This is a genomic window from Myxacorys chilensis, assembly GCF_059505265.1.
Window position 1 is genome coordinate 1 of record NZ_JCACKG010000117.1, and the last position, 9,660, is coordinate 9,660.

The 9,660-nt window shown below is 42.9% G+C and carries 11 protein-coding genes; 6 read left to right on the plus strand and 5 right to left on the minus strand.

Features of this window, described 5'->3' with window-relative positions:
• Positions 1–117: 117 nt before the first annotated feature.
• From AC5JLB_RS08645 to AC5JLB_RS08660, 4 genes are all read right to left on the minus strand, one after another.
• Positions 118–1,293 (minus strand): toll/interleukin-1 receptor domain-containing protein, encoded by a 1,176-nt coding sequence (locus tag AC5JLB_RS08645; RefSeq protein WP_495873422.1) that lies wholly within the window; start codon positions 1,291–1,293, stop codon positions 118–120.
• Positions 1,294–1,407: 114 nt separating this feature from the next.
• Complete coding sequence (locus AC5JLB_RS08650) at positions 1,408–1,674, minus strand: hypothetical protein (protein ID WP_495873423.1); 267 nt, start codon at positions 1,672–1,674, stop codon at positions 1,408–1,410.
• Between the two features lies 1 nt (position 1,675).
• Positions 1,676–4,138 carry a motility-associated ABC transporter substrate-binding family protein gene (locus tag AC5JLB_RS08655; protein WP_495873424.1) on the minus strand — a complete coding sequence of 821 codons (2,463 nt, stop codon included), beginning with the start codon at positions 4,136–4,138 and terminating at the stop codon, positions 1,676–1,678.
• 197 nt (positions 4,139–4,335) lie between these two features.
• Positions 4,336–4,599, minus strand: coding sequence for a helix-turn-helix domain-containing protein (locus tag AC5JLB_RS08660; RefSeq protein ID WP_495873425.1), 264 nt, complete (start codon positions 4,597–4,599; stop codon positions 4,336–4,338).
• Positions 4,600–4,679: 80 nt separating this feature from the next.
• Here AC5JLB_RS08660 and AC5JLB_RS08665 point away from each other — a divergent pair, with 80 nt between their 5' ends.
• The 4 genes from AC5JLB_RS08665 to AC5JLB_RS08680 all read left to right on the plus strand — a co-directional run bounded on the left by AC5JLB_RS08665 (position 4,680) and on the right by AC5JLB_RS08680 (position 6,678).
• Positions 4,680–4,961: a hypothetical protein gene (locus AC5JLB_RS08665; protein ID WP_495873426.1), complete on the plus strand. Its 282-nt coding sequence runs from the start codon at positions 4,680–4,682 to the stop codon at positions 4,959–4,961.
• A complete protein-coding gene (locus tag AC5JLB_RS08670; RefSeq protein ID WP_495873427.1) occupies positions 4,958–5,278 on the plus strand; it encodes an RNA polymerase sigma factor sigma-70 region 4 domain-containing protein in 321 nt (106 codons plus the stop codon). Before AC5JLB_RS08665 ends, AC5JLB_RS08670 begins: the two co-directional genes overlap by 4 nt.
• Before the next feature lie 204 nt (positions 5,279–5,482).
• On the plus strand, positions 5,483–6,010 hold the full coding sequence (locus AC5JLB_RS08675; RefSeq protein WP_495873428.1) for a hypothetical protein: 528 nt from the start codon (positions 5,483–5,485) through the stop codon (positions 6,008–6,010).
• Complete coding sequence (locus AC5JLB_RS08680; RefSeq protein WP_495873429.1) at positions 6,007–6,678, plus strand: hypothetical protein; 672 nt, start codon at positions 6,007–6,009, stop codon at positions 6,676–6,678. Before AC5JLB_RS08675 ends, AC5JLB_RS08680 begins: the two co-directional genes overlap by 4 nt.
• Here AC5JLB_RS08680 and AC5JLB_RS08685 read toward each other — a convergent pair.
• Entirely contained in the window at positions 6,675–7,859 is a 1,185-nt protein-coding gene (locus AC5JLB_RS08685) for a TnsD family Tn7-like transposition protein (protein WP_495873430.1), read from the minus strand. The genes AC5JLB_RS08680 and AC5JLB_RS08685 overlap by 4 nt on opposite strands.
• A gap of 281 nt (positions 7,860–8,140) precedes the next feature.
• On the opposite strand from AC5JLB_RS08685, the gene tnpA reads away from it, so the two are divergent.
• Together tnpA and AC5JLB_RS08695 are read left to right on the plus strand one after the other, a co-directional pair.
• Positions 8,141–8,569: an IS200/IS605 family transposase gene (gene tnpA, locus AC5JLB_RS08690; RefSeq protein ID WP_495873432.1), complete on the plus strand. Its 429-nt coding sequence runs from the start codon at positions 8,141–8,143 to the stop codon at positions 8,567–8,569.
• Positions 8,570–8,951: 382 nt separating this feature from the next.
• A complete protein-coding gene (locus AC5JLB_RS08695; RefSeq protein WP_495873431.1) occupies positions 8,952–9,494 on the plus strand; it encodes a TnsA endonuclease N-terminal domain-containing protein in 543 nt (180 codons plus the stop codon).
• The last annotated feature ends 166 nt before the right edge of the window (positions 9,495–9,660 follow it).

A 9,660-nucleotide genomic window follows, 5' to 3' on the forward strand; every position in this document is an offset into this window, starting at 1 on the left:
AGACAGCCGATCAAATTTGTTAACTCACAGGGTCTGATGATCTACAACTGTAGTAGTCGTTATCAAGGGCGAATTACACAGCCCTTCTTTTCCTTATTCGATCTCAGCTTAGCTAGATTATGAATGTCTTACCTTTTTAACTCTACCAATGGATATCTCTTCCTCCCAAGTTTGTAGCGTTAACAAGTAGTACAACTTAGCAAATATTTTATCCTCATCTAGGTTTAATTCCTTCCCTACTAGGAAAGAGGTATAACCGCTAAGATCCTCTGGGACGCATGTTGTATCTTCTTTGCTAAAAAAGATAGGAATAAACCTATGATTCGTTCCCTTATTTTTATAAAGAACATTTCTCATGATTCTGCTTTCAAAATTTGCCCCTCTGCCTTGAGCAAGTTGCGCATCCTCTTCTTCCCATTCTTGTCGATATTCTTTTGTACAAACGATAAGCGTAAAGTCTGCTGTCTGGATTTGCTCTCTCATCCAAGAGTCCCATCTTGCGCTTGGAGACATTACATGGTCGTCAATCGTGCAATCGACACCATTTTCTTTCAAAATTTTCGATAGATTGCTAACTAGCCTACAGTTATCTGCCGAAGCCCAACTATAGCTGATGAAAACGCGAGTGGGAGGCAACAAACTTTTTCCATCGTAACGATGAGCCAACTTTAACGCAAGCTCCTCTACCGTGTCAGGCTGATGCTCGTTCAGGTTCATCTGAAGAAGCTCAATGTCACTCACCAGTTTTCGTAGTTTTCCATTTTTGAGATAGCCCGCTAGAACTCTAACAAATTGTTGGTCTACAGACTCTACGCCACCTATATCATAAAACTTTTTATCTAATTTCTCATGTAGCTGTTTTAATGCTTCCTCTTCTCTAAAATACACTTTTAGAAAGTCAAAAATTTTTTCTGAGTATGATCTATTAATTGGACTTGCAAACTCTGAAGTGGTAATTGGATTTTGTTTGAGCAAAGTTGAATCAGCTTCACCAGTTTCAGGCCGCGCGTCGGAATTAGAGATCTTGTCTGCTTGGATGGAAGATGTCAAATCGGTGGGTTGAGAAAAGTGGGTTGGCTTTGGTTGATGGGGTGATAAGGAATTCGTTAAATCAGTTGAAGATATATTCGTAGTAGCGCGGTGCTTTACCTCTTGGTCAAGCATAGGAATATACTCCAGTACTACAGAAAACTTCCTGTCAGGCATATCTAATCGAATTAGCCGATTCTCCTGCAAAACCTCAAGCAGGTTACGGCAAATCTTTTGCCGACCTTCTTCTGGTACATTATTCACCCTAACCACACCTTTTCTACAATCTGGTAGTAATTTTAGCGGCTATGTATAAATAAAGGGCACCAAATCCTAAGGACCGTCTTGGCCAGAATTCTAATGTACTATACACTTTAGTTAATGATGACGATAGTAATCAATACATGCGCGCGCTCGTAGGAATAGATCTGGTTTTCCTATAAAAGAAGCTTTCAGTGACCCGCCGCAGTTTCCCCCTTCTAAAACATTACTGAAAGCATCTCCATCATCGTGTCCTTCTCGTCTTGCAATTGCCCGCCAATCTTTTGCTCGGTTGAGGCAACCTTCAAATTCCCGCGCTGCCTGTAGGTTCCATGCTTTCAAGTCTCTCAAAAGTTCAAGTTCAGCTTCTTCCGGGCGCATCATTTCACCATCCCAATTTCTCTCCCACAATTTTATTCACGAGTGTTCCTGATTGCCAACCATTCTTTTGCCATTGAGTTCGAGAAGACTCATGGTGGGGTTGCCTAACATAGTCTTGTAAAACCTGCCAAATTCTGCGTAGCCGGAGATCGGCTCCTGCTTCATAGCCTTTACGATCTTCTAACAGCAGATCTCTTATCACGGCTGCCTTAAGTCCAAACTGTACCCGTCCATCTTGCTCAGTAATTCCAAAATCCACATCTGCTGCTTTTATAAGCGCTGCGATCGCACACTGAAAACCGAGTGAACCCCCAAAGAAGAATTGAATGTCTCTGAATCGTTCATACATAATTTGATATTTTGAGCCTGGTCCAGGCTCAAATCGCTTGAAGTATTCACTACGGCTAATCAGAAGTCTTAGCTGCGTGTCTTGAAACAAGAATTTCTTCCGGCGATGAGCAGTTTCCTCAAAGCTTCCAGAAATTTCTTGTAGTCCAGCTAATTCAACCCAAGTTGCAAAGCCTTCATTGACCAGCAGAGCACTATGATTAATCATCTGAATCACATGCTTGTATTCTTGGTGAAGGGCACGCAGATAAGGAGAGCGGAGCTGCTCATAATCTACCTTTCGGAGTAATCCGTGGCGGTACAAGATCGCAAGTTGCTTGCCTAAGACAGTCTGAGTATAGAAGAAGCCATGCCCATACTTTTCGTGGAGAATGAGTGCCATCACATTGCCTTCAAGCCAACGCGAACCATAGAGACTATGGTTGGCAACGCTCAGAAAATTATAGGCAACGTTCTCTTCCCGACGTGGATATTTTTGAATAAGACGAGCCGCTAATTGAGGAGCATATGGAATGCAACAACCATGATTGGAAGTGTAAGTAGGTGCAATGTAAAATAGCAGATCGTCGATTAGTGCATCAAATGCTTCGTTTTCATTTCTAGCAACCTGAAGCGAATCTAATAGCTGCTCTTGAAGGTAATGAGAATAGAGCTTTTGTACTTGAGCTTCGGGTGTTAAAAGTTCAAACGAGATCGGTAGGACTGTCTCAAGTTCGTGTTGTCCAAACCAATGAGAGAGATGATGATAAACTTTAGCTTCAAAAAGCCCAACCAGATTTTCCTGAACGGTTTTAATTTCTGCTTCGGGCGAAAGAACCACATGAACCAAGTGCATGATGGTTTGGTTAGTTTCATGAACGGTTAGTGTAAGCAAATAATTGCCTGGTTCTATCGCAACTACCCTCCAATAGCGAGAAGTCAGTTTTTCAAGTACGAGCACATCAGAGCAACAGCTTAAACTCAGCGCAAGCTCACTCTCTTCAACATTCTTGTTCCATCGAATCACTGCTTCTACTTGAAACTGTACCCCAGTCTCAACCAGTTCTGGAACCTCTGAGTGAGGGTTGTGAACGGCTAAAGTAATGTCAGCATCTGGAATACATGTAAACTTGGCTACAGGATTCAAGATAAAGGAATGAGCAAATTTGCTAGGCAAATTAACCTTTAGGGTAAGATGCTGATTCCCAAGTTTTTGCGGCGTGATGAGCCATCCTAATTCGATTGTCTCTTGAGGTAGAAGGGAGCAATTATTCGTGCTGAGCATTTCAACTTCACCAGCATTGCTCATTTCTAGCTGACACTGAATATTCTCTAATCGCTCTGACTTAGGATTAAACAACGAGATTGAGAATAATTCTGATTGTCCATGCCGAATGTGTTGCTTGAAAGAAGCATCACGTAAATCGAGATAGTTCTCATGAGCCAACCAGCGAAAAATGTTACACACCAACCCTTGGTTGTCATCTTTCGTAATCTGCTTATCGGTAAAAATGGTGTGATCCCCAATTGTCACAACTCGACCTGCACCAAATTCTGTAGCGGTTAGAAAGAATTTTGCTGCTCCAGAGCCAGGAAATTGAGCGATCGCTTGGGGTATGTCTCCTGCGATGACGAAGCATGCTGCATATCTGTGAATTGCCAATCGTCGCACTCCTGCGCTCAAGTAGTGTGGAGTTAAGTTCGTTATCTTCTCATGTTGATACCCCACTCTCTGCTGGGCACGCAATTGAAAACATTCTAGAAGTTCGTTAATTCCATGCCTGTCCTGTTGAAGAGAATCAAAGTGGGTGGCGATCAGAAGTGATTTGCCTGTTTTGACGAATCTATCTATGACACTAACTTCTTCTGAGTTGAGAGGTTGTGTGGGAGCTGCTAAGACCAGAATATCAATTTGCTCCAAAATCTCATTCCCGATAAATTCAGCCTCTAGCTCAGAGTGAATGATTTCGTAATGGAGTTCTTCTCTAATCAAGGCACAGAGTACCTCGGTTGTTTCTGGAGGTAGCAATGTTCCATGCGATAGATTAAACAAAACCTTTTTTTTGACCATTGCAGCAGCACCTGTCGCTAAACCTTCGTCATGTCGTTTTAATTGATTCTCCCGCAGAAGGTCAACCATAGTATTCAATTGGCTATTATAGTACTGAAGTACTATAATAGCCAATATTTATAATACACAAGTACTATAATTTATTCAATTGCTTAGTAATTAAGAGCTACTTTGTAAGGAAAATCTAAAACAAGGAGGCGCAAACGTTAAGGTAGAGCCACTGTTTTCCAAACCTATATGGGAATCAGCAGACGTACTGTTAATTACTAGAGATCAGCCTCAACTCCATATTGAGTGAGAAGATCAGCAATTGTGAGTTCTAATGCCCGTGCCAGTCTCTCGACATTTTCCAGAGAAGGATTGCGATCTCCACGTTCAATGTCTGATATATAAGTACGATGCAGCCCAGAACGCTCTGCTAATTGCTCCTGGGAGATTTCAAGCTCTCGTCTGCGTCGTCGAATTGCCTTACCAAATCGTTTCTTAATATCAGATTCACTGTTTTGTCTCACAGTAAAATCGTGAGACAATGTAGACAATGAGTCTACAGGCAATGAGTGACATCCTGTAGACTATAAGTGTAAAAGCCGCATTAAGTTCTGATTTGCTTGTGCTGATTCAGAAGCCAAATTTAACTCTTCCACCAGAATTTCCATGCAATCTTCCTACACCCAAATTTCATATAGGCGATCGCGTTCAATGGTCTCCGCTTCCCTCACAGGATTTTGGCACTATCACAGGCTTAGAGTATGCTCTAGCCCTGCATTGGCATTACTGGAGTTGGCGCTACGTCGTATGGCTTGATCTAAATTCCCCTTCCCATGCTTGGACAACCAAGGATATAGCTTGGGAGAACGATCTCGAATGGCATTCACCTGGAGACTGCCCATGAGTTTGCGTCACTTGACATCAAAAGAACAAGCTTTGCTGAAGTTATATCTCAACTGTGGCTTGGCAATGACTCCTCAGGATTTCTACGCTAAGTGGAATGTGACCCATGCTCAAATTGCACAGATTTGTGGTTGTTCTGAGCCTACTGTTGATCGCTGGTTTACTCGGGGCAAGAACCACCGCATCCCTGATGCGTCTTACCTCAGACGACTTGCCGAAATAGATTTTCTCTGGGAATTCTATGACCGAATTCCTTTATCACTTCGGAAAGCTCTTTGTGCTCCGCCTATGAAAAATAAAAAAGAGCCATCACCGTGATAGGAAAGCATTGCTCTGACTGAAACGAACGCTCTACCTTATAGGAAGTCTACAGACTTCTAGCTTTCTGAGCAAATGTCAATCCAGATCACCATAGAACGCCGGCAGTTTTATTTCTCTTCTTTCGAGCAAACACTCGCGAAGGGGGCGGTTAGTCGTAAGGCTTTACAGTCACAATTTCAGAGCCAACTGGAAAACAAACGAGTGGGATATGTTCTGGAAACTCCCGTATTTGTGCGGCCAGAAACGCTTAAGCGCATGATTACTAAGTACTCTGAGCAACTAGTGTATCGACCCCTAGAAGAACTGCAGTATTGGTTCACTTACTCCAGCGGTGCTTTTCTTGAACCAGGTTATCCTCCATTGTTCTACAGTCGCAATGACCATAAAGCGGTTTCCCCTAGCAAGAGTGCAGTTGCTGGGATTGGTGAAGGTGTGGCTGGCTTTTTAGGACAACGCTTGTATCAAGCTAGATTGCTAGCTCGTCCTAATCATGACTACCCCGATATTGTAATGGTAGGAAATGGAAAAACCTACCTCCTGGAATCTAAAGCAACAACTTACCCTGTTCAGAATGTTAGACAAAGCTTGGATGAGGAAATAGCTCGCATAGTGGTCTACACGTCGTCCTGCAATGACTTAGATACTCGTCCTGTTGTTGGCGTCTTGGTAGGTACAGCAGTCATCAGTGAGACTGAATACCACTGTTGCATCACGGAGATTAGTGTATGAGACTGAGAATTATCTCTCATCAGGAATTCGTTCTTCAAAATCTAACCGAGCTTTTGCAAGCCGCCAACACATCAGAAGCCACTCACTTCAGCAGCGCGATCGCTTTTGGCTTAACTGAATTAGTTCGGAATTTAGCGCGAGAGGAAGCCCAGAAATACACAGGCATCTGGGCAGAGGATGTTTTAGAAGGAGCCATCCGAGCAGCTGAAAATTTATTGATGGAAAAGGGTGCTTTTCAACATCTCCAGTTTGAGCTATTCCATTACTGGGAAGATATTCGCAAATCTTTGAAACCCTCTGCGAAGGAAATCTCTATTTTGCGGGAAAACCTGAAGCAATCAAAGGAATGTGAGAGGGTTGCCCCCCGCCACATCATTATGACGGAGCATCAAATCTCTGTGGAAATATCGCAAGTAGGTCTTCGTAATGCTATAGAAGGCTTTCTAATTAAGCCCCTAGATTTGTGGTGTCACTTAGATACGTCTCTGTTACCAGAGATGTACGAGCTAGAGAGTGAATGTTTCCCTTTAGAAGTCACATCCAGTGAATTTACATTCGTTATTGATGACGATGGAAGTGTGTTTTTAGCTATAGAAAATTTTCCAGAAGTTCTAGTTTGGAAGGCAAGAGATGCACTCTTATTACTTGCCAATCAGATCTATACTTAGAGCGAAGCAATAGATGGCGGAACCATCATTGTAGATTTGCAGAATGGGCAAAATACTCGTACAAGATAACAGTTCATTCTGTGACTGTATCTCATCGCTCTGAGATGAGCCTCGTTAACTACTGGCTTCTGAAAATGCTTACACTCCTTATTTGGACATGGAAGCATTTGAGGTTTAAAGAGATCTAAGTCTATCCGAGTGAGATCAAAAAAATCTTGAACTCTACATCCGAGAAGATGAATAAGTAGTAAGTGTTCGGATGGATGACATCTTTCTGGCCTTGACAAGATGTTGTCAAGCCAGGATTGCACCCAAATGGCTAGATTCTCCTCTTTATTTTGCTTAGGAGAGATTTTATATCTAAAGTCAGCTAGCAAGTAGGAACCGAAAAATCTATTGAACTGTCCAACAAATTGCCTTGAAAAAGCGTCCATAGAAAATTGCCCTTTTAAGCCTAGATAAGATTTTCTGAATAACAAGCTAAGGTATCGGCTACGGAGAAAGTTAAGCTCAGACGATAACCCTACTTGGGATAAGAGCCAAGAGGCTGATTTCGCTATCTCGAACAAAGCAATATTGTTTTTCGTCCTGAAATTTAATGATTTTATTTTTTTAGTAAGAGTTATTTGACTGGCGGGCAAAAAAATCTTCTGAGTAGTATCCTTTCGATGAATGATGTGGGGGCGTATCTGTGCCTCAGTTTTTTGAAGAAAAACTTTGTGCACATGACACACTTCTACGCCTGGGACTTGATGTAAACGATGCCAATACGCGGCACCATAACTTTCTCTATCCTCTTCGGCGCAGAGCGGACAAATGTGTAAAAACGATTTCCTAGCTCCTTTCATAAAGTTAGCTGCATTAGCGCCTTGTTGCCGACCAGAAGTACTCATTTTACGTCTGTATGAGTGTCCTCGTTCCTTCGGCAAAAATGCCTGATATAAAGGCATTAATGTATATTCGTCAATCAAACGCTCAATCGTGTAGCAATGACCAACTGGCAGCACACAAACTAAGTTTCCTATAAAGGAAGGGAGATCAGCCCGGATATCCCGCTGTCCTACTCCACATACCTCCCGAATAACATCTAATTCTCGTGGATAGTCAACATAGCTTGCGTAACGGGCACAAACACTATGTAAGAGTTCATCTGGGTAAGGAGTTGGGAAAAATCCTAGCATTGAATTGTATTATCAGCAGTGGAAGCCCTAAACCTATGCAATACAGAAGGACGTAAGCGATGGCTGGAGAAGATCTTGCCAAACGGGTAACTGTGGTGCTCAGGAGATTCGAGAGACTGAGCGAGTTTGCAGTAAAATCTGAATGGGCATTGTTGAAAGAGTCATGACTTGAGTAGGAAAAGTTACTACCTAATACTTTAAATAGTTAAGCTATTAAGTGCAGCGAATACTTCAATCACTTGAGGGTGGATTCCCCGCTGCTTGCGGCGGAAGATGCTGAGATGAGTGCGTATATCCTAACGGTATTGCTCTACCATTTGGTGTTTCCAGCGAAGTATCGACGGGCTGTGTTCGACGAAGCGGTCGATGCAGTCTTGAAGGAAGTGTGCCTAGAGAACGAGAAACGCTACGAGATCAAGTTTGTGGAAATTGGTGTAGACAAAGACCAGGTCCATTTTTTAGTCCAGTCAGTGCCGACCTACAGTGTGACTAAGCTAGTCACGATGCTCAAGAGTCTGACTGCTCGAGAAGTGTTCAAGCGTTGCCCTCAAGTGAAGCAACAGTTATGGGGTGGAGAGTTTTGGAGCGATGGGTACTTTGCCAGTACAGTCGGCAAACATGGCGACGAAAGCATGATTGCGAAATATGTTAAGAACCAGGGAAATGACTACCTCAAGTTACACAGAGATGAACAGCTTGCTCTTTTTTGATTCTGATACCCCGTCCGCTTGCGGCGGGGTAGTTCATTAGCTGCTCAGGTCTGAGTTCCTGTACTGCTCGTACTAAAGCTTCAATCCAGTATAAGACTTTATTTTTCTTACAGTTATCAACCTTACTTCAATTTCACCCATCAAGTATAGGACTTTATTTTTCTGGCACTCTGAAAAGGCAACGAGAGCATTGAGCTTCAAAGGTTTCTGGTATACAAGTTTATTTTCTAAATACAGAAATTTGTCGAGTAATAAAGCGGTTGGACAATTTGTAAAGCGGTTGGACAATTTGTAAAGCGGTTGGACAATTCAGTTCGGATGAACTACGATCTCTGAAAAGCGAGTACCTACCTTGTTCTACTCGCTTTCCAGAGGTATTTTTATGGGTAGGCAGAAGAACCATTGGACCCAAGCTACCTTTGACCGTTACCTCAAAGAGGGGCGAGGGCAAGGGGAAGGAAAGAATTACAAACCCTGGCTCACCGTTCGAGATGTGTCCTCACGCGGCAGATCGTCAAGAGAGATAGGTTGGAAGACGGGTCGAGACCACCACCTACTCTCAGATCATGAGAGACGGCTCTTCTACTTGTTTGAGTGGTCAGATGATGTCGTAGACATTCGAGAACAGTTTCCGATGCTCAAGCTGGATTTAGCGATGCAAATCGCGAATGAGATGGAATGGAAGTATCCTAAAAATTCTGAAAGCGATGTTTCCTATGTTCTAACCACGGACTTCATGCTGACTGTAAATCGAGATGGCAAACTCATGCAGGTTGCTCGAACCGTTAAGACGGCAGAAGAATTAGATAAGAGCTCAATTGCTGCAAGATTAGAGGTAGAAGTGATCGATTTAGGAACCTTTTTGCCTTCTTGCAGCCCCTGTAAAGGTCGTTCAGATATTCCCCAGCATACTGAAAGATTGTGAGATCCCAAAGCTTCATGTCTGTTATGCGATCGCCGGGAATAGTAAAGAACAACCGCTGCCGTTGGGCTTGAAGAACACCAAGAAACTCGGCATTGGTAAATTAACAGATGCATTTCCGGTTTGACGTTTGCCGGAGGTTAGAGAATAGTTTCAGGTTTAGCAGGAG

Excerpts from the sequence above, each read along its gene's own strand:
- AC5JLB_RS08655 (WP_495873424.1), bottom strand. The coding sequence starts at position 4,138 with ATGGTTGACCTTCTGCGGGAGAATCAATTAAAACGACATGACGAAGGT.
- AC5JLB_RS08695 (WP_495873431.1), top strand. The coding sequence starts at position 8,952 with ATGGGTAGGCAGAAGAACCATTGGACCCAAGCTACCTTTGACCGTTAC.
- tnpA (WP_495873432.1), top strand. The coding sequence starts at position 8,141 with ATGAGTGCGTATATCCTAACGGTATTGCTCTACCATTTGGTGTTTCCA.
- AC5JLB_RS08650 (WP_495873423.1), bottom strand. The coding sequence starts at position 1,674 with ATGATGCGCCCGGAAGAAGCTGAACTTGAACTTTTGAGAGACTTGAAA.
- AC5JLB_RS08680 (WP_495873429.1), top strand. The coding sequence starts at position 6,007 with ATGAGACTGAGAATTATCTCTCATCAGGAATTCGTTCTTCAAAATCTA.
- AC5JLB_RS08670 (WP_495873427.1), top strand. The coding sequence starts at position 4,958 with ATGAGTTTGCGTCACTTGACATCAAAAGAACAAGCTTTGCTGAAGTTA.
- AC5JLB_RS08685 (WP_495873430.1), bottom strand. The coding sequence starts at position 7,859 with ATGCTAGGATTTTTCCCAACTCCTTACCCAGATGAACTCTTACATAGT.